The 19,983-nt window shown below is 68.3% G+C and carries 18 protein-coding genes and 1 pseudogene; 11 read left to right on the top strand and 8 right to left on the bottom strand.

The genetic code is table 11. The features are described from left to right. The first annotated feature begins 7 nt into the window (after nucleotides 1-7). From NR810_RS42750 to NR810_RS42715, 8 genes are all read left to right on the top strand, one after another. Nucleotides 8-2,386 carry an ABC transporter permease gene (locus NR810_RS42750; RefSeq protein ID WP_257461166.1) on the top strand — a complete coding sequence of 793 codons (2,379 nt, stop codon included), beginning with the start codon at nucleotides 8-10 and terminating at the stop codon, nucleotides 2,384-2,386. A 5-nt stretch (nucleotides 2,387-2,391) separates the two neighbouring features. Further along, entirely contained in the window at nucleotides 2,392-3,066 is a 675-nt protein-coding gene (locus tag NR810_RS42745; protein ID WP_257461165.1) for an ABC transporter ATP-binding protein, read from the top strand. 150 nt (nucleotides 3,067-3,216) lie between these two features. Continuing rightward, a complete protein-coding gene (gene bamA, locus NR810_RS42740) occupies nucleotides 3,217-5,595 on the top strand; it encodes an outer membrane protein assembly factor BamA (protein ID WP_257461163.1) in 2,379 nt (792 codons plus the stop codon). A 103-nt stretch (nucleotides 5,596-5,698) separates the two neighbouring features. Then, entirely contained in the window at nucleotides 5,699-6,274 is a 576-nt protein-coding gene (locus tag NR810_RS42735) for an OmpH family outer membrane protein (protein WP_257461162.1), read from the top strand. Nucleotides 6,275-6,282: 8 nt separating this feature from the next. Next, entirely contained in the window at nucleotides 6,283-7,347 is a 1,065-nt protein-coding gene (lpxD, locus tag NR810_RS42730; protein ID WP_257461161.1) for a UDP-3-O-(3-hydroxymyristoyl)glucosamine N-acyltransferase, read from the top strand. Further along, nucleotides 7,347-7,820, top strand: a complete 474-nt coding sequence (gene fabZ, locus NR810_RS42725; protein WP_257461305.1) for a 3-hydroxyacyl-ACP dehydratase FabZ — start codon at nucleotides 7,347-7,349, stop codon at nucleotides 7,818-7,820. Before lpxD ends, fabZ begins: the two co-directional genes overlap by 1 nt. Before the next feature lie 19 nt (nucleotides 7,821-7,839). Beyond that, the gene (lpxA, locus tag NR810_RS42720; RefSeq protein WP_257461159.1) at nucleotides 7,840-8,616 is read left to right on the top strand and encodes an acyl-ACP--UDP-N-acetylglucosamine O-acyltransferase; all 777 of its coding nucleotides are present in this window, start codon (nucleotides 7,840-7,842) and stop codon (nucleotides 8,614-8,616) included. A gap of 7 nt (nucleotides 8,617-8,623) precedes the next feature. Further along, nucleotides 8,624-9,427, top strand: coding sequence for an LpxI family protein (locus NR810_RS42715; protein ID WP_257461303.1), 804 nt, complete (start codon nucleotides 8,624-8,626; stop codon nucleotides 9,425-9,427). Between the two features lie 15 nt (nucleotides 9,428-9,442). Here the strand turns inward: NR810_RS42715 and NR810_RS42710 are convergent, their stop codons facing one another. Next, on the bottom strand, nucleotides 9,443-11,794 hold the full coding sequence (locus NR810_RS42710; protein WP_257461158.1) for a DEAD/DEAH box helicase family protein: 2,352 nt from the start codon (nucleotides 11,792-11,794) through the stop codon (nucleotides 9,443-9,445). Continuing rightward, on the bottom strand, nucleotides 11,791-13,761 hold the full coding sequence (locus NR810_RS42705) for a site-specific DNA-methyltransferase (protein ID WP_257461154.1): 1,971 nt from the start codon (nucleotides 13,759-13,761) through the stop codon (nucleotides 11,791-11,793). The genes NR810_RS42710 and NR810_RS42705 overlap by 4 nt, the downstream gene beginning before the upstream one ends. A 286-nt stretch (nucleotides 13,762-14,047) precedes the next feature. Here NR810_RS42705 and NR810_RS42700 point away from each other — a divergent pair, with 286 nt between their 5' ends. Together NR810_RS42700 and NR810_RS42695 are read left to right on the top strand one after the other, a co-directional pair. Further along, nucleotides 14,048-15,067, top strand: a complete 1,020-nt coding sequence (locus NR810_RS42700; RefSeq protein WP_257461153.1) for an OmpA family protein — start codon at nucleotides 14,048-14,050, stop codon at nucleotides 15,065-15,067. A 26-nt stretch (nucleotides 15,068-15,093) separates the two neighbouring features. Continuing rightward, nucleotides 15,094-15,540 carry a hypothetical protein gene (locus NR810_RS42695; RefSeq protein ID WP_257461152.1) on the top strand — a complete coding sequence of 149 codons (447 nt, stop codon included), beginning with the start codon at nucleotides 15,094-15,096 and terminating at the stop codon, nucleotides 15,538-15,540. Between the two features lie 26 nt (nucleotides 15,541-15,566). Here NR810_RS42695 and NR810_RS42690 read toward each other — a convergent pair. From NR810_RS42690 to NR810_RS42675, 4 genes and pseudogenes are all read right to left on the bottom strand, one after another. Then, nucleotides 15,567-16,193, bottom strand: a pseudogene (locus NR810_RS42690) (MarC family protein); the annotation flags it as partial. 8 nt (nucleotides 16,194-16,201) lie between these two features. After that, nucleotides 16,202-16,906: a polyprenol monophosphomannose synthase gene (locus NR810_RS42685; protein ID WP_257461149.1), complete on the bottom strand. Its 705-nt coding sequence runs from the start codon at nucleotides 16,904-16,906 to the stop codon at nucleotides 16,202-16,204. Between the two features lie 39 nt (nucleotides 16,907-16,945). Then, nucleotides 16,946-18,100 (bottom strand): lipid-A-disaccharide synthase, encoded by a 1,155-nt coding sequence (lpxB, locus tag NR810_RS42680; RefSeq protein ID WP_257461148.1) that lies wholly within the window; start codon nucleotides 18,098-18,100, stop codon nucleotides 16,946-16,948. Between the two features lie 44 nt (nucleotides 18,101-18,144). Further along, nucleotides 18,145-18,303 carry a hypothetical protein gene (locus tag NR810_RS42675; protein WP_257461147.1) on the bottom strand — a complete coding sequence of 53 codons (159 nt, stop codon included), beginning with the start codon at nucleotides 18,301-18,303 and terminating at the stop codon, nucleotides 18,145-18,147. A 225-nt stretch (nucleotides 18,304-18,528) separates the two neighbouring features. Between NR810_RS42675 and NR810_RS42670 the strand changes: the two genes are divergently transcribed. After that, nucleotides 18,529-19,152, top strand: a complete 624-nt coding sequence (locus tag NR810_RS42670; protein ID WP_257461146.1) for a DUF2378 family protein — start codon at nucleotides 18,529-18,531, stop codon at nucleotides 19,150-19,152. On the opposite strand, the gene NR810_RS42665 is transcribed toward NR810_RS42670, so the two are convergent. After that, the gene (locus NR810_RS42665; protein ID WP_326522545.1) at nucleotides 19,107-19,700 is read right to left on the bottom strand and encodes a GNAT family N-acetyltransferase; all 594 of its coding nucleotides are present in this window, start codon (nucleotides 19,698-19,700) and stop codon (nucleotides 19,107-19,109) included. The genes NR810_RS42670 and NR810_RS42665 overlap by 46 nt on opposite strands. Nucleotides 19,701-19,714: 14 nt before the next feature. Then, entirely contained in the window at nucleotides 19,715-19,897 is a 183-nt protein-coding gene (locus tag NR810_RS42660) for a hypothetical protein (protein WP_257461145.1), read from the bottom strand. Nucleotides 19,898-19,983 lie beyond the last annotated feature (86 nt).

Below are 19,983 nucleotides of genomic sequence, written 5' to 3'. Positions count from 1 at the left end.
AAACCTCGTGAACGCCGAACGGCAGACCGTCTACCGCTGGAGCTTCATCTGGAGCGGCGCCTTCGTGGCGCTCGTGGGGGCCGTGCTGCTCGGCGTGGCCATCACCAAGTCCGACGCCTGGGCGCGTGTCGGCGGCGTGCTGGGGATGTCGGCGCTCGCCTGGGGCGGGCTCCTGCAGACGTTGCAGGCGCTGGGGCTGACGGCGGTGCAGTCCACCGCCCTGCGCTCCTCGGTGAACGTCTCCGGCACGCAGTTCCTCCTGTCCGGTGCGGCCGCCTGGCTGGTGGGCTGGGCGATCATCGCCGCCGGCATCCGGCGTGCTCCGGCCTCCTCCGAGGGGCCGAGCCCGGCCGCCGGAGCGGAGCTCTACCCGCGGCTGGCCCAGTACCGCGACTTCTACTGGAGCACCCTGGGCGCCTACGGCGGGGGCATCCTGCTCGCGGAGCTGGTGCTCATCCTCCTGCAGACGTTCCTGTCCAGTGGGGGCGGCGCGGGATCGGAAGGGGAGGGTGGGCTGCCGCCGACGGGGGCCTTCGCCATCTCGTTGATCGTCTCGTCGCTCGTGGCCTTCGGGAGCGGCTTCGTGGGGGCCTCGCGTGCGCGGCGGCTCGCCATGCCCGAGGCCACCATCGGTGTCATCTACTTCGGCCTGCCCGTGCCCGTGCTGCTGACGCTCATCGAGCAGCTGCCGGACCTCCAGATGTCGCTGGGCTACCGGCTGCGCGAGGTGACGTACCTGGCGGACATGCTCGGCCGTCCGGTGATCGGCTACTGGCTCGTCTTCTCGCTGCTGGTGCTGATGCTGGTGCTGGGCATCAACACGGGCTTCATCGCCGCGGGCAGCGGGCGCGTGGACCTGAAGCTCGGCTTCGAGCTGTTCGTGGCTCGCCGGCACGTGGGCGTGTTCCGCCCCTCGCTGCTGCTGGGCACGTTGGCGGTGCTGATGTTCGGCATCGTCCCGCCGCTCATCGTCTACGGCATCATCCGCGCGGTGGAGGCCGCCGTGGAGCGCACCCGCATCCGCGCGCTCGGCATGAAGGATCCGCTGGCCGCCGCGTCCGCGCTCAACAACCTCAAGCTGCGCGAGCAGTCGCCCACCATGATGATGACGGCGCTGTCCGTGGGCGGCGTGGGCGTGGGCGTGATGGCGCTCATCATCGTGCTGTCGGTGATGAGTGGCTTCGAGGTGGACCTCCAGCAGAAGATCCTCGGGGCCCACTCGCACGTGGTGGTGTCCAAGTACGCGGGCAACCTGTCCGAGTACAAGCGGCTGATGGAGCAGATCGCCAAGGTGCCCGGCGTGGTGGGCCAGACGCCGTCCATCGACAACCCCGTCATGGTGCTCGGCGAGGGCGACGAGGTGCAGGGCATCGTGCTCAAGGGCATCGACCCGGACACCGTGGGCTCGGTGTTGGATCTGCGCAAGAACATGCTGCCGGGTGGCGAGCTGGACTACCTCCAGGCGCCCGAGAAGATCTCCCCCCGGCGCTCGCTGGGCTTCGGCACCGAGTCCTCCCAGAAGCAGGAAGAGGAGGAGGAGGAGTCCGACGATCCCATCATCGGCAAGAGCACCAAGAGCGCCCAGGAGAAGGTGCTGCCCGGTATCGTGCTCGGCCGTGAGCTGGCCACCATCCTGCGCGTGGTGGTGGGGGACCGGGTGAACGTCATCTCCCCGCAGGGCGCAGAGCTGGGCCCCGCGGGCCTCATCCCCAAGAGCCGGGCCTTCCGCGTGGCCGGCATCTTCTACTCGGGCATGTACGAGTACGATGCCAAGTTCGCCTACATCCTCCTGGGTGAGGCGCAGAAGCTCTTCGGCACGGATGGCCCCAGCGGCATCGAGCTGAAGGTGCTGGACGTGGATGATGCCCGGCGCATCGCGAGCCTCGTGTCGCGCGAGCTGGGCGGCTACCCCTACCGCGCCCGCGACTGGGGAGAGATCCACCGCAACATCTTCTCCGCGCTCCGGCTCGAGAAGCTGGTGATGGGCATCATCCTGTCCATCATCATCGTGGTGGCCGCCGGCCTCATCGTGGCCACGGTCATCATGCTGGTGCTGGAGAAGCGCAAGGAGATCGCCGTGCTCAAGGCGCTCGGCGTGTCCGACGGCGGCATCGTGAAGATCTTCCTCGCCGAGGGCCTTCAGATTGGCGTGGCGGGCGGCCTGCTGGGCCTCATCTCCGGCCTGGGCTGGTGCCTCTTCATCGAGAAGGTGGGCATCAAGCTGGATCCGTCCGTCTATTACATCCCGGCGCTGCCGGTGAAGATCGAACCCCTTCAGACCGCGCTGTCGGTGGTCATCGCGGTACTCGTCACCTACCTGGCATCCATCTATCCCGCGCTCAAGGCGAGCAGCGTGGAGCCGGTGGAAGGCCTGAAGGCGGAGTGAGGACGATGGCGCTGCTCTCCATCCGCAACGTCTTCAAGAGCTACTTCCTGCACGGCAAGCGCATCGACGTGCTCCGGGGCGTGACCCTGGACATCGAGAAGGGCGAGCTGGTGAGTCTCATCGGCGCGTCCGGAGCGGGCAAGAGCACCTTCCTGCACGTGCTGGGCACGCTGGACATGCCGGCCGCGGGCGAGCTGCTCTTCGAGGGCCGCTCCGTCTTCGCGATGAACGACGCGGAGATCGCCGAGTTCCGCAACCGCACCATCGGCTTCGTCTTCCAGAGCCACTACCTGCTGCCCGAGTTCACCGCCCTGGAGAACGTGGCCATGCCGGCGCTCGTCCAGCGCCGGGACCGGACCCAGTCCTACGCCTACGCCCGCGAGCTGCTGGAGCGGGTGGGGCTGGGGAGCCGGGTGGAGCACCGGCCCGGCGAGCTGTCCGGCGGCGAGGCCCAGCGCGTGGCCCTGGCCCGGGCCCTGGTGCTCAAGCCCGCGGTACTGCTCGCCGACGAGCCCACCGGCAACCTGGACCCCGCCACCGGCGAGGGCATCCACCAGCTCCTGCGCGAGGTGAACCGGGACCTGGGCATCACCGCCGTGGTGGTGACACACAATGAAACATTGGCCCGCTCCATGCCCCGGCGGCTGCGGTTGGTGGCCGGCCAGGTGACCGAGGCTTGACGCTCCAGCCCCCCCTCCACGCGATTTCCCGTTGAGACCCGCCGAATTCCTCCCGTAGATTGCCCCGCCCTTTACTGGCGATTGCTCTTGAGGCTCCCCGTTCTCTCGCTCAGGTTCCTTGTCCCGCTTCTCGCCGCCGTTTGGACGGTGATGCCCGGTCGCGTGCTCGCGCAGGCGGATGGGGGCACCCCGCCGGGCTCCGTGCCGCCCGCGGCGCTCCCCTCGGCTCCCCCCGCGCCGGGTGCCGATACCCCCGCGCCCCCCGCCGACCGTGAGGTCCGCGAGGGTGAGGTGGTCGACATTCGCGTCGAAGGCAACCGCCGCGTCGAGGCCGAGGCCGTCCGCCGCGCCCTCCGCACCAAGGTGGGTCAGGTCTTCGACGAGACGCGTACCGCGGAGGATCTGCGGGCGGTCTGGGCGCTCGGCTATTTCAGCGACGTGCAGCTGTTGACGCAGCAACTGCCCAACGGTGGCATCGCCTACGTGGTGCGCGTGCAGGAGCGCCCCTCCATCCGCGCCGTCAAGCTCGCCGGCAACGAAGAGCTGAGCCAGGACGACCTGAAGGAGGCCATCGAGGTCAAGGCCCTCTCCATCCTGGACCTGGACGTGGTGCGCCGCACCCAGAAGAAGATCCAGGAGAAGTACGTCGACAAGGGCTACTTCCTCGCCGAGGTCAACTACAAGATCAGCCCCGTCGAGAACGGGCAGGTCGATGTCACCTTCAACATCGACGAGCACGCCAAGGTGATGGTGAAGGACATCCTCCTGCTGGGCGCGGAGCAGGTCCCCGCCTCCCGGCTCAAGGACGTGATGCTCACCAAGGAGGGCGGCTACCTGTCCTTCCTCACCGGCGAGGGCACCTACCGCGAGGAGGTGTTCCAGCGCGACCTGGCCGTCATCCAGGCCACCTACTACGACGAGGGCTACATCAACGTCCGGGTGGACAAGCCCACCGTCTCGCTCTCCGCCGACAAGCGCTACATCTTCATCACCATCCGGGTGACCGAGGGCGAGCGCTACAACATCGGCACCATCGACTTCTCCGGTGACCTGGTGGTGCCCAAGGAGGCGCTGGCGAAGCAGATGCGCTCCTCGACGGGCCAGCACTTCAGCCGCGCGCAGCTGGGCCAGGACATCCAGGCCTTCACGGACGTCTACTACGACCAGGGCTACGCCTACGCCAACATCAACCCCGTCACCGCCGTCAACGCGGAGACGAAGACGGTGGACCTGACCTTCGACGTGCAGAAGGGTCCCCAGGTCTCCATCGAGCGCATCGACATCGTCGGCAACACCAAGACGCGCGACAAGGTCATCCGCCGCGAGCTGCGCGTCTACGAGGGCGAGCTCTACAGCGGCACCGGCGTGCGCCGCAGCAAGGAGCGCGTCACGGCGCTCGGCTTCTTCGAGACGGTGGAGGTCACCCAGAAGCCCGGCACCAGCCCGGACACCATCATCATCCAGGTGGAGGTGAAGGAGAAGGCCACCGGTACCTTCCAGGTGGGCCTCGGCTTCTCCAACGTGGAGAGCTTCATCTTCACGGCCCAGGTGTCGCAGAACAACTTCCTGGGGTGGGGCCAGAGCGTGTCGGCCTCGGCGCAGATCTCCAGCCTGCGCTCGCTCGTCCAGCTGTCATTCTTCGACCCGTACTTCCTGGACACCAACTTCCTGCTGTCCGCGGACTTCTTCCGCGTGGAAGCGGAGTACGACGACTTCATCCGTCAATCGACGGGTGGCAGCTTGTCCCTGGGCTACCAGGTCCTCGAGGACCTGCTCGTCAACGTGGGCTACTCACAGGAGCACGTGAACGTGCAGGCCGCCGAAGGTCTGGGCGGCGTGCTGCTGGCCAACCGCTTCCTGAGCGGCGTGACGAGCTCGGTGCGCCTGTCCGTCACCTACGACAAGCGCAACAACCGCCTCTTCCCCTCCCAGGGCTTCATCCACTATGGCTCGGTGGAGTACGCGCCCAGCTGGCTCGGCGGCTCGTTCCTCTTCTCGCGCTACTCGGCCTACTCGCGCCTCTACTTCCCGCTGCCCCTGGGGGCCGTCTTCAAGACGAACGCCACCATCGGCTACATCCAGCAGCTGGATGCCAACAGCCCGCTGCCCATCTCGGAGCTCTACTACCTGGGTGGCATCAACTCGGTGCGCGGCTACGCGCTGCGGACCATCAGCCCCTCGCTGCTGGCGCCGCGCTCGGCCTCTCCGGACGCCGCCATCCAGCGGCTCGACGTGGGTGGTAACAAGCAGTTCATCCTCAACGTCGAGCTGGAGTTCCCCATCGTCGAGAAGGCCGGCATCCGCGGCGTGCTCTTCTACGACGCGGGCAATGCCTTCGCCGTCAACGAGAACTTCTTCGAGAGCAACCAGAACAGGAACCTGCCCCTGGGGCTCTTCCACTCGGTGGGCTTCGGCTTCCGGTGGTTCTCGCCGGTCGGTCCCCTGCGCTTCGAGTGGGGAGTCCCGCTCACGAAACGTCCGGAAGACCAGGCCCTCCTCTTCGAGTTTACGATCGGCAATTTCTTCTGATAGGTCGTCCGCCCGGTCCTCGAGCGGCCGTTTTCACGGCCGTTTGAAGATGGACTGGAATGGGACGTCTGAGTTTCAAACTTCCCCCGAGGAGCTGTCGCACATGTCGCTTCGAAGCAAACTGTCGGTTCTGGCCCTTGCCCTCTCGCTTGCCGTGCCGACGCTGGCCGCGGCCGCCGACCTGAAGATCGCGTACGTGGACTACCAGCGCGTCCTGCTCGAGGTGGATGACGGCAAGGCCGCCAAGAACCGTCTCCAGAAGTGGCTGGAGTCCCGCCAGAAGGAGATCGACTCGCAGCAGGAGGCCCTCCGCAAGGAGAAGGAGACGCTGGACAAGCAGGCCAGCGCCATGAGCGAGGAGACGCGCATCCAGAAGGCCACCGACCTGCAGAAGAAGGTCTACGAGCTTGCCCAGAAGTGGGAGCAGAGCCGCGGGGAGGCCGCCGAGAAGGAGCGCAAGGAGATGGAGCCCATCATCGCGAAGATCGACGAGGTCATCAGCAAGATCGCCGAGCGCGAGGGGCTGGGCATGGTCTTCGAGAAGCGCGACTCCGGTCTGGTCTTCGCCCTCAACCAGTATGACCTGACCAACGAGGTCATCCGCACCTACAACACCTCCAAGGGCAAGGCCAGCGCTCCGAAGGACGCCCCTGTCGCCAAGGACGCCCCCAAGAAGTAGGCCTCTCCGTGCAAGCACCCACCCCCCGCCGGCTCGGGGAGCTCGCCGCCCATGTTGGCGGTGAGCTCGTCGGAGACGCCGGCCTGTTGATCTCCGGCCTCAACGGGCTCGCCGAGGCTGGACCTGGCGAGCTCTCCTTCTACGGCAACCCGCGCTACCGCCGGCAGTACGAGGCCTCGCGGGCCTCGGCCGTGCTGGTGGGTCCGGACACGGATGTCCGCCAGGGCGTGTCGCTCGTGCGGGTGGCCAATCCGCACCTGGCCTTCGCCAGGCTCTCCAGCCTCTTCCATCCGCGGCCGTCGTATGTCGCGGGAGTGCGGCCCGGCGCGCACGTGCACCCCGAGGCGCGCGTGCACCCCGAGGCGGCGGTGATGGCCGGTGCCACCGTGGAGAAGAACGCCACCGTGGGCGCCCGCGCGGTGCTCTTTCCCGGCGCCTACGTGGGCGAGGGCGCGAGCATCGGCGAGGACAGCCTCCTGTACCCCAACGTCACCGTGCGCGAGCACTGCCAGGTGGGTGCGCGCGTCATCCTCCACGCTTCCTGCGTGGTGGGCGCGGACGGGTTCGGCTTCGCCTTCAACCCCGAGGGTGAGAACGGGCCGGAGCACTACAAGGTGCCCCAGGCCGGTATCGTCCGCATCGAGGACGACGTGGAGGTGGGGGCCTGCACCACCATCGACCGGGCGACGATCGGCGAGACGGTCATCGGCCGTGGGTCGAAACTCGACAACCTGGTGCAGATCGCCCACAACGTGAAGGTGGGCCCGCTGTCGCTCATCTGCGCGCAGGCGGGTGTGTCCGGCTCGTCGGAGCTGGGCACGGGCGTGGTCCTGGCGGGGCAGGTGGGCGTGGTGGGGCACATCCGGGTGGGAGACCTGGCCAAGGTCGGCGCCCAGTCCGGGGTGGCGCACGACGTGGAGGACGGGCAGGTGGTGAGCGGCAGCCCGGCCATGCCACACAGAGAGTGGTTGCGCATGTCGGCCGCACTCGGGCAGATCAGCGACCTGCTCAAGGAAGTGCGTACCCTGCGTCGCAGGGTCGAGACGCTCGAGAAGAAGGAGAAGGGCGGATGATGGACATCCAGGAGATCCAGCAGTTGCTGCCCCACCGCTATCCGTTCCTTCTGGTGGATCGGGTGGTGGAGATCGTTCCGGGCCAGAAGATCACGGCCTACAAGAACGTCACGATGAACGAGCCCTTCTTCAACGGTCACTTCCCCGGACATCCAGTGATGCCGGGGGTGCTCATCCTGGAGGCGATGGCGCAGGTGTCGGCCATCCTCGCCTACAAGACGGAGCAGATGGATCCCACGCAGAAGGTGTCGTACCTGATGGGCGTGGACGGGGCGCGCTTCCGCAAGCCGGTGGTGCCGGGAGATCGCCTCCTGCTGACCGTCGAGGTGGTCCGCCACAAGGGGGCCATCTGGAAGACCAAGGGGACGGCCACGGTGGACGGGGTGAGGGTGGCCGAGGGCGAGTTCATGGCCACCGTGGTGGACAAGGACAAGAACAAGGACCCGGGCGGCTCGGCGACCGAGGCGTCCTGAGCAGGCGAGGAGGCTCACCATGGCGCAGGTTCACCCCACGGCGGTGGTCCATCCCGGTGCTCGCCTCCACGAGACAGTGGAGGTCGGCCCCTACGCCGTCATCGGCGAGAAGGTGACGATTGGCGCGGGCTCTCGTGTGGGCCCCCATGTCGTCATCGACGGGCGTACCACTCTGGGCGAGCGCAACGTCATCTACCCGTTCGCCGCGGTGGGCGGTGCCCCGCAGGACCTGAAGTACGCGGGCGAGGACACCCAGCTCATCATCGGCAACGGCAACACCATCCGTGAGTCCGCCACGCTCAACATCGGCACGGTTGGCGGGGGTGGCGTGACGCGGGTGGGCAACAACAACCTCTTCATGGCCTACAGCCACGTGGCCCATGACTGCCTGGTGGGCAACGGCTGCGTCGTCGCCAACAGCGTGGCGCTGGCCGGGCACGTCCAGGTGGAGGACTTCGTCATCCTCGGTGGCCTGTCCGCGGTGCACCAGTTCACCCGGTTGGGCAAGCACGCCTTCATCGCCGGTGGCTCCATGGTGACCATGGACGTGCCCCCGTACTGCACGGCGCAGGGAGACCGGGCGGAGCTGGCCGGCCTCAACGTGGTGGGCCTGCAGCGGCACGGCTTCAACGAGGAGCAGATCGGCCGCATCAAGGAGGCCTACAAGGTGCTCTTCCGCTCGAAGCTGCAGCTGACGGAGGCCCTGGGCCGGCTGAAGGCGGACATGGGTGGCCACCCGGAGATCGACTACCTGGTGGACTTCATCAGTCAGAGCAAGCGCGGGCTGACGCGCTGACGTGACCGTGGAGCGCATCGGCCTCATCGCGGGCAACGGACGGTTGCCCTTCCTGTTCGCGAGCGCGGCCCGGGAGCAGGGGCTGGAAGTGGTGGCGGTGGCCCACCGCGGCGAGGCGGATCCGGCCCTGGAGGCCGAGGTCGCCGAGCTGACGTGGGTCCGGCTGGGGCAGGTGGATCGCATCGTCCGCGCCTTCGTCAAGGCGGGCGTGAAGCGGGCGGCGATGGCCGGAGGGATCGGCCGGGTGCGCGCGTTCACGGAGGCGAGGCCGGACCTGGGCGCGTTGCGCATCATCTCCCGCCTGCGCAGCTTCCGGGACGACGCGCTGCTGCGCGCGGTGGCGGACTACTTCGAGTCCCACGGCATCACCATCGTGGCCCCCACGGACTGGCTGGCGCAGGCGCTGTGCCCCGCGGGCCATCTGGCGGGTCCCGCGCTGCATGCGGCGCAGGAGAAGGACGTGGCGCTGGGGCGCGAGGTGGCCCTGCTGCTGGGCCAGGCGGACGTGGGGCAGACCGTGGTGGTTCGCGGCGGCCACGTGCTGGCGCTGGAGGCCGTGGAAGGCACGGACGAGGCCATCCGCCGGGGCGGCAAGTACGGCGGGGCGGGGGCCGTGGTGGTGAAGCGCTGCAAGCCGGGGCAGGACCTGCGGTTCGACCTGCCGGCGGTGGGTCCTCGCACCCTGGAGGTCATGCAGGAGGTGGGGGCGAAGGTGCTCGCGCTGGAGGCGGGCAAGACGGTGCTGTTGGACGCGCCGGAGCTGTTCCGGGCGGCCGACAAGGTGGGCATCACCCTCGTCGGCGTGCCCTGAAGCCCTGCCGTTCCGTCAGCCCTTCAGCGCGGTTTCGACCGCTTCCTTCACCGTCTCCACGGGGGTGGCCTTGAGCTTCTGGGTCGTCTTCGTCAACGACCAGACCGTGTAGCCGGCGTTGTCGCTCAGGCACTGCACCTGGTCGTTCCAGCGGCCCACGGAGATCAGCCGCACCCGGATCTTCTTCTTCCCGTTTTCGTCCTGGATGTTCAGCAGCTTGAGCCCGGCGTCCTTCAACAGGAGGTGGCCGCCCTTGGGATCGATCGCGAACACCACGCCGTCCTTCCACACGAGGAAGTCCGGGAAGAAGCGATGGGTGTCCCCCTTGTGCAGCAGGGGGATGGAGTAGCCGCCAGGAGACGGGTTGCGTGCCCAGTCGAGGCCGGTCTCGTCGATGGCCTCGGCGACCGAATACTCCAACGGGCTGAGGTCGTAGGTGTCGTGGAGGGCGTTCGTGAAGGGTTTGGCCTTCGCCGGGTTCACGAGGAGGGGTCCCACCGTGTAGGGGTTCTCCTCCTCGAACACGAGCGCGCTGTTGCTCAGGTAGGTGTCGACGAGCTTCTCCGCCTCGCTTCGCAGGGCCGCCGCGGCCTTGCTGGTGATCTCCACGCGCGCATCGAAGACCCCCTTCGACCACTCGATGGCCTTCACCACCTCGGGGTAGAGGCCGAGCATCTCCCGCCGCACGATCCACCGCGCCATGACCCGGTGCGAGTGCGGCGTGCTCTGCGTCTGCACCTCGGCCTTGGTGCCGGTACCGATGGGCTGGACCGCCTTGTAGACCTCTCCCTGGCCGACGGTGTTCTCCGGATCCTTCCGGTAGTCGTGCAGGTTCTTCACGGCCTGCGTCAGCGGCTGGACCGCCTCGCTCGCGTCGATGTGGATGGAGGGGACGGTCAGCACCTTCTTCGGCTCATGGCGGACCCGCTGGCGTTCCTTCGGGTCGCTGTAGCCCTCGACCCGCACCTCCGGCAGGTCGGCGCCGAGCTTCTCCTTCACCATCTTCAGGATGCGGGGGAACTCCTGCTTGTTGTCCACCCGGATGTAGAAGCTCGCCGTGTTCAGGTCGGGGTCCTGGTAGTACCTCGCCCCGGGCTGACGCAGGACGCGGCCGATGACCTGCTCGATCTGCACGTCCGAGCCCATCGACTTGTCGATGTAGGCGAAGCAGCACTCCGGATCGTCCCAGCCCTCCTGGAGGCTCTGGTTGAAGATGATGTGCTTGTAGTTGCCCGCCGAGAAGACGGCGAAGTCCTGCTCGCCCCCGGAGAACAGCTTGAAGTCCGCGGGCGGCGGATGGGACATCCGGTCGAACTTGAGGTCGCAGTAGACCGCGATGCTGGCCGGGTCGACCTTCTTCTGCTCGACCAGGTAGCGCCAGATCAGGATGGGGGGCGCCTTGCGCTCGTTGAAGGGCTTGGACGGCAGATCCGGGGTGCCGTCCTCCTGGTTGATGTTGGTCCGGCAGACGTAGATCGCCTTCGGCTCGAAGCCCGCCTGGATGACCCTGGCCTTCTCGGCGGCGGCCTTCATGGACTCATGCATCTCGTCGAGCATGGTCTCCATGATCGACGTGTAGCCCCCGAGGACGACCTGCCGCTTCACCAGCTCGGCCTTGACGACGGCCTTGCTGCTGACGGCCGTCACGAGGCACGGCAGCGGCCCTTCCTTGGGATCGCTCTGCACGACGTCCGACCAGCCATGATCCTTCAGGCGGTCGATCAGCTTGCCCAGCCTGCCCGGGACTCGCATGGTGGCGCTGGCCACCAGGATGGCGTCCGGTTCGAGCTCCAGCAGCAGCTCGACCTGCTGGTCGGCCAGGTTCTGCGCCTCGTCGTAGACGATGACGAGCGGGCGCCGCTGGCCCACCCCCGTCTTCCGGGAGCCCAGCGTGGCCCAGAGGGACTCCGCGCCGCTGTCCTGGCTGATCTTGTGCACCTTGAGGGTGCCGTCACCCTTGTCCTTCTGGTTGAAGGTGCCGACCGTGGTCAGGGCGAGGAACGCGGTGTTCCCGTCCGAGATCTGCTGCGGGGTCAGATCGGACAGGTACTCCACCGTGAACTGGGGGATGAGGTGGCTGTACTTGCCCCCCGGCTCGAAGTTCGTGAAGGTCTGGTCGACCACCGCCTTCGCCTTGGAGATCCACAGCACGATGGGCTGGGGGCTCATCGTGGAGCGGATCTGCGCCACGGCGTCGGCGAGGATGGGCGTCTTGCCCGCGCCCGTCAGGGCGGACAGCGCCTGGTAGAAGGGTACGTCCCAGGACTTGTGCACCGACGGCCGCTTCGGGTCCGACGTGAGCTTGAAGTACCGGTTGACGATCTGCTGCGAGGCTCGGACCTGGAAGGGGAGGAGTTGGATGCTCACGCCGCGTCATCCTCGAGGGGTTTCGGCTCGTCCGCCGTGTAGGGCTCGATGGCCTCGTTGAAGCCGAGCTTCTCGAGGATGCGATCCGGGATTTGATAGAACTCCATGTTGGGGCCCGGGTAGATCGCCGTGCGCGCGTACACGTGGTACGGCGGCGACAGCTTCTCGGCCTTCGCCTCCTCCACGATGGCGCGGAACGCCTTCCGGTCGAGCACCGAGGACTCGTCCGGGCCGTTCCAGATGAGGAAGAAGCCCTCGCCCCGGGGGCTGATGGCGAACAGGTGGGCGTGCTGTCCCGCGGGCAGGCGCCGCAGGTGCGACGAGGCCCGCTCGCGCTGATCCCAGTGCGTCGTGAGCAGCAGGTCGAGCATCTCCTCGCGCTTGAGGGCGAGCACCGCCTCTGCGTCGACGGCGAGCATCAGCTTGGAGAAGCGGAAGCCGCCGGGGAGCGGCTCGGCTCCCTGGAAGAGATCGCCCTGCTTGTCGGCCCGCTCCCCCTTGATGACCCGGCGGATGCGCTCGGCCGTGAGGCTCCGGGCGTAGGGGTCGCCCCGCTCGGGCCGCCCCTGCTCGATGAGGATGAAGCGGCGGTCCGCCTCGTTCTCCGCATTGAGCTCGAGCACGGCGTGCCCGGTCGTTCCGGAGCCCGCGAACGGGTCCATCACGATGCCGCTCTTGGGGCACCAGATCTGGATGATCTTCTTGATGAGCCGCAGCGGCTTGACGGTGTCGAACTTGTGCCCGCGGCCGACGATGGCGGTCAGCTCGTCCACGCCGTCGCGGCTGCGGCCACTCTGGTCGGCGCGCCAGGAGACGCTGTCGAGCTCCACCGGCACTTCGTCTTCCTCGACCCAGAAGGTCGTCGGCACGGCCCCCGTCTTGACCAGCTCCTTGTACGTCTTGCGGACCGGCTTCTGGAGGCCGTCGTGACCCCAGTAGAGAAAGGGCCAGTTCCCCGCCTTCAGACGGGCCTCTGCCTTCTTCCGGGCCGCGGCGATGATCGCCTCGCGCTCCTTGTCGGTCCCGGCGTTGCCCCAACCCTTCAGGACCAGCGCCTTGCCCCGGTCATCGCCGAGGTCGAAGTCCTCGTACGCGGGACCCCACGCCTCGAGCCACTCCTTGAGCCGCGCGCGCTTGTACGCCCAGAAGCGGTGCTCGGACGTGTGGAACTCGCCGGTGAAGGGGGACTGAAGGGCGTAGCGGTTGGTCGGGCCACCGCTCCGGGCGGTCAGGTTGTCCTGCTTCCACTCGCCCTTCTCGTCGTTGTCGGGGTTGGAGAACCGCGCGTTCGACTTCTTCGAGCGCTCCAGCTCCTCGGTCTTCGCGGCGTTCTTGTCCTTGGCGTAGACGAGGACGTACTCGGTCGTCGCGGAGACGTGGCTCGCGTCGTTCTTCGGCGTGGTCTTCTGCCAGTTGATGATGGCGAGCCGGTTCGTCTCCCCGAACATCTCGTCCAGGACGATGCCCAGCCGGAAGAACTCCCGCTGGTCGATGCAGATGGCGAGCACCCCCGTGGGCTTCAGCATCTCCCGCATCATCCAGAGACGCGGCACCATGAACCGCAGCCACTTGCTGTGGCGCGAGCCGTCCTCGGCCGGGACGAGGGCGCCCAGGTCCGGATCGTTCGGGTCCTCGTCCCACTTGTCGTTGTACCGGAAGTCCTCGCCCGTGTTGTAGGGCGGATCCGTGAGGATGAGGTCCACCTGGCCGCGGTACTTGTACAGCGACGCCATGGCCTGGAGGTTCTCGCCCTCCATGATCATGTTGCGGGCCTGCTCCTCCTCGGAGCCGACGGACAGCTTGGGCTCGAGCTTCTGCCTCCGCGGCTTCACGGTCCGCACGATGCGCCACGGAGGAGTCTGTCCCTTGTAGCGCAGCCGGAGCCCACCGGACTCCTCGGCATCGCGCTCCTCGAGCAACTGGATCAGTTCATCGCGGCTGAGGCCGGTGTAGTTCCGAGCGGTCATGGACGATTCGTACGGAGAGTGAACGGGCGCCCGTAGGCCCACGGCGGGACCGCCGTGAAGGGCTCGTTAACATAGCGGGCCGGAGTGTCTACATCATCGAGAGCCTGCCTCCCCGCTCCCCAGGGAGAGGCCCGCGAGGAGGGTCGTCAATTCACGGCCCTGTGTGGAATGCTCCCCGTCCAAGGGCCTGTTCCTGGACACTGCTCCGGGACCCGACCCCGGTTCGCGTTGCACGAGGGACGCGTCCCGGACAGGGTGTGCCTCGGCCCGGAGGTGACCACCCCGCATGAACTCCCGCTTGCTGCTGCTGTGCCTCACCCTGTCTCCCCTGTGCGCGTTCGCCGACGCGGTGCGCGTGTCGCTCCAGCCCCGCGCCGCCGTGGGCAAGGGGCTGCCCGCTCTCCAGGTGCACATCGACGAGCCCATCGCCGGCTTCGAGCTGAAGCTGAAGCGGGGTGACGGCCACGAGGTGCGGGTGAAGGGCGGCGGTGAGCCGGGCGTGACGCGCACCCTCTCGTTGGAGCAGCCCGAGGGCCGCTTCCACTACGAGGGCGAGCTGGTGGTGCGCTTCCCGGACTCCCAGGAGGCCTCGATGCCGCTGTCCTTCGACGCGGAGCTGCTCGGGCCTCCCCAGCTGACGGTGGCGCCGGAGGACGTGGACGTGGCGGGGCGCAAGCTGCGCTTCAAGCTGTCCCGGCCCGCGTCTCGCGCGCAGGTGACGGTGCTGATGGACACCGGCAAGAAGGCCTTCGACGGCGAGGTGCCCTTCCAGAACGCGCCCGCCGGGACGCCGCTCGAGGTGACCTGGCCGGCGGCGGAAGGCCGGGTGCTGAGCATCTCCATCAAGGCCTTCGACACCTCGGAGTTCTATACGATCGTGGACCTCTTCCCCTGGCGGGTGGAGATTCCCCACGAGGACATCAACTTCGCCTCCGGCAGCGCCGAGGTGCCCGCGGCGGAGCGGCGCAAGCTGGACGCCAGCTACGCGCTCATCGCCGACGCGGTGTCGCGCTACGGCCGCCTGGCGCAGATGCGCCTCTACATCCTCGGGCACACCGACACGGTGGGGGAGACGGCATCCAACCGCGAGCTGTCCCTGAAGCGCGCCCGCGGCATCGCGGCGTACCTGCGCAAGAAGGGTCTCAAGCTGCCCATCTTCTACGAGGGCTTCGGCGAGCAGGCCCCGCGCGTGGCCACTCCCGACGAGACGGACGAGCCCGGCAACCGGCGCGCCGAATACATCCTGGCCGTGGAGCCCCCGGCCCTTTCCTCCACCCCCTTTCCGCCTCAGTGGCGGAAGCTGTGATGTCCCCCTCCAAGGAGACCCGACGGATGAAGCGACTCGTGCCACCCGCCCTGATCGCCCTCGCCGCCACTGGCTGCATGCACTCGCCCCAGGCCCTCATCAACCCCGCCGAGGAAGCCGGCAAGTGCGAGCTGGTCCAGACGCTCATGCGCGAGCAGGTGTCGCAGGGCCTCCTGTCGCAGCTGGCGTCGCAGGGGAGTGACGGGCCCGCGCAGGTGCTCGTCTTCGTGCGCCGGCCCGAGGAGGGCATGCTGGAGCGCCTCTTCCAGGGCGATCCCACGTGCGGCGGCGCCAACTACCGGGCGGTGCAGGACATCACCATGAAGGCCGTGGTGCTCTTCCTCCAGCCCCGGGGCAACGGCTACATCTACGACGCGCAGCTCGCGGCCCCCAATGAGCTGTCGCTGGGCGGGGAGGCCAAGGGCGCGGTGAGCAGGGACGACGGCGGCGGCTGGGTGGCCTCGGGCCTCTGAGACGTCCGGACCGGCTCCTCCTTCTCCCGGAGCAGGTCCTTCCCTCCGTCCGCGATGAACTGCACCGCGATGGCCGCGAGGATGAGCCCCATCACGCGCTCGAGGATGGCCACGCCCGACTGCTTGAGCACGCGCTGCACGAAGCCGGCGGCGCGCAGCACGAAGTAGCTCGTCAAGAAGGTGAGCACGATCGCCACCAGCACGGGCACGGCGGACAGCAGATCCTCTCCGCCGCGGGCCATCAGCACCATGGCCGTGGCGATGGCGCCCGGGCCCGCCAGCAGCGGCATCGCCAGCGGCACCAGCGCCACGTCTTCCTTCTTCACGCTCTCCTGCGTCTCGGACGGCGTGGTGCGCGTCTCCGAGGGCCTCGCCCTCAGCATGTCCAGCGCGGTGATGAGCAGCAGGATGCCGCCCGCCACCCGGAAGGCGCCCAGCGACACGCCGAACACCTTGAAGATGACGCCGCCGAACACGGCGAAGAAGAGCAGCAGCGAGCACGCCACCACGCACGCGCGCCGCGCCGTGCTCCGGATCTTCTCCTCCGAGTCCCCCGCAGTGATCGCCAGGAAGATGGGCACCACGCCGATCGGGTCCACCACGAAGAGGACCGCCGGAAGCGACACGAGGAACAGGGACAGCTGCTCGGACATACGCCCCTCTACACCGTGAGGCGCAGCTTCCACACCATCGTCAGGGCCTCGAGGAAGATCTTCCGGCTCATCTTCGACTGCCCCACGCGGCGGTCCTCGAAGACGATGGGGATTTCCTTCACCGTGAAGCCCTTCTTCAGGGTGCGGTAGGTGAGCTCGATCTGGAATGCGTAGCCGGTGCTCTTCACCGCTTCCAGGTCGATGGACTCGAGCACCCGCCGGTGGAAGCACTTGAAGCCGCCGGTGAGATCCCTCGTGCCCACGCCCAGGATGGAACGCGCGTAGAGCGAGCCGCCCCGGCTGATGATCTGCCGGCCGACGCCCCAGTTCACGGTGCCGCCGCCGCTCACGTAGCGCGAGCCCAGCACCAGGTCCGCGCCACCCTGCGCCGTGTCCAGGAAGGTGGGCAGGTAGCGCGGGTCATGGCTGAAGTCCGCGTCCATCTCGAGGATGTACGTGTAGCCCGCGTCGAGCGCCACGCGGAACGCATGGAGGTAGGCGCGCCCCAGGCCTTGCTTCTTCTCGCGGTGCAGGACGCGGATGCGCGGCTCCTTCGCCGCCAGCTCGTCGGCCAGCTTCCCCGTTCCATCCGGGGAGTTGTCGTCGACGACGAGGATGTCCACGCGGGGATCGGCCGCCAGCACCGCTCGGGTGATGGGCTCGAGGTTGTCCCGCTCGTTGTAGGTGGGGATGCAGACCAGCGCTGGATTCATCGCGCGGCGGGACATACCAGAGCGGCGGGGTATCCGCCTCTAGACTTTCGCGGTGGGGGGGAGCAGCTCCAGCACCGACTCGGCCGCCCGGTCGGCGGCCCCGTGCGCCCCGAGCCGGGTGCGCACTTCCTCCAGCCCCTGGAGCATCTCCTCGCGTGGTGTGCCTGGCACCCACAAGCGGCGGATTTCACCGGCGATGCGCTCGGGGGTCATGTCGCCCTGGAGGAGCTCGGGCACCACGCGGCGGCCGGCCAGCAGGTTGACGAGGGCCACGTGCGCCACCTTCAGCATCAGCCGGCCCACGAGGTAGGTGACGAGCGAGACGCGGTACACCACCACGAAGGGGCGCTGCATGAGCCCCGCCTCCAGGGCCGCCGTCCCCGAGGCCACGATGGCCGCGTCGCTGGCGCCCACCACCTCGGGCGCCTTGCCTTCCACCAGCACGGGTTGCACGCCGCTGCCCTCGAAGCGGGAGATGATCTCCTCGCGGGGGATGGTGGGCGCCACCGGCACCACGACCTGGAGCCCGGGGCGCTCGGCCACCAGTTGCTTCGCGGCCCCCACCATGGCGGGGAGGATGCGGCGGATCTCGCTCATGCGGCTGCCGGGCAGCAGGGCGAGGGTGGGGGTCTCCACGGGCAGCCCGAGCTTCTGGCGGAAGGCGGCGGCGCTGGCGGGGGAGGGCACCTGCTCCACCACGGGGCTGCCCACGTAGCGGGCGGTGACACCGGCCTCGCGGTAGAAGTCCTCCTCGAAGGGGAGGATGCAGAGCATCCGGTCCACCAGCTTCGCGATCGTCTTCACCCGGCCGCGGCGCCAGGCCCAGATCATCGGCGAGACGTAGTAGGCGACGGGGATGCCGAGCTTCTTGAGGCGGGCGGCGAGCCGGAGGTTGAAGTCGGGGATGTCCACGAGGATGGCGCAGGCGGGGCGGCGCTCGGCGGCGGCCTGGGCCAGCCCTCCCATGACCTGGAGGATGCGTGGAATCTTGGGCAGCACCTCGGTGATGCCCATGACGTTGACCTCGTGGGCGCCGTAGAGGAGCTCCACGCCCTGGGCGGCGAGGCGCGAGCCTCCCATGCCGAAGAAGGTGAGGTCCGGACGGCGGGCCTTGAGGGCGGCGACGAGCTCGGAGGCGTGGGCGTCACCGGACGCCTCGCCGGCCACGACGAGAATCTGGGGGGCAGGGGACATGGGAAGCGGCGCGCATCCTACCCGAAGCGCCGCTCACGGCCACGTCAGCATGAGCCCCACGCTGTTGGGGGCGGGCACCAGCCGGGCGGTGAGCTGTGCGTGGCGAGGAAGGACTCGGGAGTCACCTCGGCCGCCTGGGCAGCGAAGGACACACTCAGCAGGAGCAGCAGGGCCAGCCGCATGTGCTGGAGGGAGGAGGGCATGGGCGCTCGGGTGTGAGGAGCCTCTCCAGATGCACCAGTCGCTCGCGGGTCGCGCGGAGGCTGTATTTGGACCTGGACTGTTCTCATGTTCTGAGAAGAATGGGGCGGAGGTTCGGGCGCGGGATCGACATCCGGGCCCGGACATGGAAGCGTTTCCCTACGCTTCCGGTTGCTCCGGTATTGGGAGTGATCGGGCTTTCTGTCTCGTGACCAAGGGGGTGACTGATGTACCAGGACAGTGAGGCCCCGGTGGCGGGTCGATCCGCCGAGTTCTGGGCGCGGGACTTCGCGCGGCGGGTCACCCTGGTGAAGCCCGAGGACACCCTCCGCGGCGTGTTCTGCAACGGCCTGGTGCGGTTCGTCGGGGGGCTCGGTTGCGAGAAGCAGCTGAAGCGCTGCCTGGCGGCGGGGGGCGAGGAGAAGTTCGTCGACTTCTTCAGCTATCCCGTCGTCACGTACCTCCGGATGGTCTCCGCCGTGCTGTTTCCCCTGGCGGAGCGGTACGGGAGCGTCGAGGAGTCGCTGAGAGTGCTCGGGAGGCAGGCGATGGCGGACCTCCAGGGCTCCGCGGCGGGCAAGGCCCTGTCGATGATGCGCACGGGGGACATGAGGAGCCGTCTGGATGCCGTGCTCGCGGCCTACCGGGTCTCGGTGAGCTTTGGTGAGCAGTCCCTGGCGTGGATGGGGCCCACGAGCGCTCGCATCTCCCTGAGGAATGTCATCATGCCCCATCCCTTCCACGAGGGGCTGATGCTGTCCGTGCTGGAGCTGGGGAACCCCCGCCCCATGAAGGTACTCGGGCGTCAGACGGGGCCGCTGGACTGCGATTTCGACATCTCCTGGGAGTGAGCGCGGGGCGGGCTGTCCAGTGCGAGCTCCATGCAGACGCGGCTCGCGGCGGGGAGTCCCATTCGCGTTTCGTTCTCGCGGATGGCGCGCAGGCCGGGGCCCACCTCCTCGTCCCGCATGACGCGGAAGCCCCAGCGCTCGTAGAGGGGTGCGTTCCAGGGGACGTCCCGGAAGGTGGTGAGCAGCACGGTCCGGTAGCCCTGCTCTCGCGCCCACTGCCGCACCACCTCGAAGAGGGCCCGGCCCAGTCCCTGGCGCGCGTGGGCCGGGTGCACGTCGATCTCCGCGATGTAGGCCGTGCCATCCACTTCCTTGCTGAGGGCGAAGGCGGCGACCTCCCCGTCCGCCGCGACGGCCACCCACGCGCCGCCCTGCCGCTGGTACTCGCGCAGCTGCTCGAGCGTCTGCGCGCCCGCCTGGGCGATGAAGGGATGCGCTGACTGGAGGAACTGCTGCGCGGCGAGGTGCTCGAGCTCCGGCAACCGGGCCAGCTCCTCGGGCCGGGCCCGGCGCAGGGTGTAGCCGCGCCACGTCGTGTCCGTCTTCATCGAGACCTCATCACTCAGTCGCTCGGCTCCTTGCCTTCGTACTCGGCGGAGGTGGCCTCGCCCGGATGCTTCGGATTCTCGCTCTCGCGGGCCTGCCGCTGAAGGTCCTGCTTCGCCTCGTCGGACTGGGCCTGCCTTTCATCGCGAACGGGCGGCTTTCCCTCTCTCTCGAAGACGTCGGATCTTTCCTGGGCCATGGGCCACCTCCACCGCCAAGGTGGGGGCGCTCTGGTGCCGCTTCAAGGAGGTCACACCCCCTCGGGAGACGGTCTGCCTGAACTCT

The sequence above is a fragment of the Archangium lipolyticum genome, from assembly GCF_024623785.1.
Taxonomy (GTDB): domain Bacteria; phylum Myxococcota; class Myxococcia; order Myxococcales; family Myxococcaceae; genus Archangium; species Archangium lipolyticum.
Note: the sequence above shows the minus strand (reverse complement) of the source record. Positions and strands in the feature narration are given on the sequence as shown.

Coding starts and splice junctions, on each gene's coding strand:
- NR810_RS42745 (WP_257461165.1), top strand. CDS start 2,392: ATGGCGCTGCTCTCCATCCGCAACGTCTTCAAGAGCTACTTCCTGCAC.
- bamA (WP_257461163.1), top strand. CDS start 3,217: ATGCCCGGTCGCGTGCTCGCGCAGGCGGATGGGGGCACCCCGCCGGGC.
- NR810_RS42735 (WP_257461162.1), top strand. CDS start 5,699: ATGTCGCTTCGAAGCAAACTGTCGGTTCTGGCCCTTGCCCTCTCGCTT.
- fabZ (WP_257461305.1), top strand. CDS start 7,347: ATGGACATCCAGGAGATCCAGCAGTTGCTGCCCCACCGCTATCCGTTC.
- lpxA (WP_257461159.1), top strand. CDS start 7,840: ATGGCGCAGGTTCACCCCACGGCGGTGGTCCATCCCGGTGCTCGCCTC.
- NR810_RS42705 (WP_257461154.1), bottom strand. CDS start 13,761: ATGACCGCTCGGAACTACACCGGCCTCAGCCGCGATGAACTGATCCAG.
- NR810_RS42700 (WP_257461153.1), top strand. CDS start 14,048: ATGAACTCCCGCTTGCTGCTGCTGTGCCTCACCCTGTCTCCCCTGTGC.
- NR810_RS42695 (WP_257461152.1), top strand. CDS start 15,094: ATGAAGCGACTCGTGCCACCCGCCCTGATCGCCCTCGCCGCCACTGGC.
- NR810_RS42685 (WP_257461149.1), bottom strand. CDS start 16,906: ATGAATCCAGCGCTGGTCTGCATCCCCACCTACAACGAGCGGGACAAC.
- lpxB (WP_257461148.1), bottom strand. CDS start 18,100: ATGTCCCCTGCCCCCCAGATTCTCGTCGTGGCCGGCGAGGCGTCCGGT.
- NR810_RS42675 (WP_257461147.1), bottom strand. CDS start 18,303: ATGCCCTCCTCCCTCCAGCACATGCGGCTGGCCCTGCTGCTCCTGCTG.
- NR810_RS42670 (WP_257461146.1), top strand. CDS start 18,529: ATGTACCAGGACAGTGAGGCCCCGGTGGCGGGTCGATCCGCCGAGTTC.
- NR810_RS42665 (WP_326522545.1), bottom strand. CDS start 19,700: ATGAAGACGGACACGACGTGGCGCGGCTACACCCTGCGCCGGGCCCGG.
- NR810_RS42660 (WP_257461145.1), bottom strand. CDS start 19,897: ATGGCCCAGGAAAGATCCGACGTCTTCGAGAGAGAGGGAAAGCCGCCC.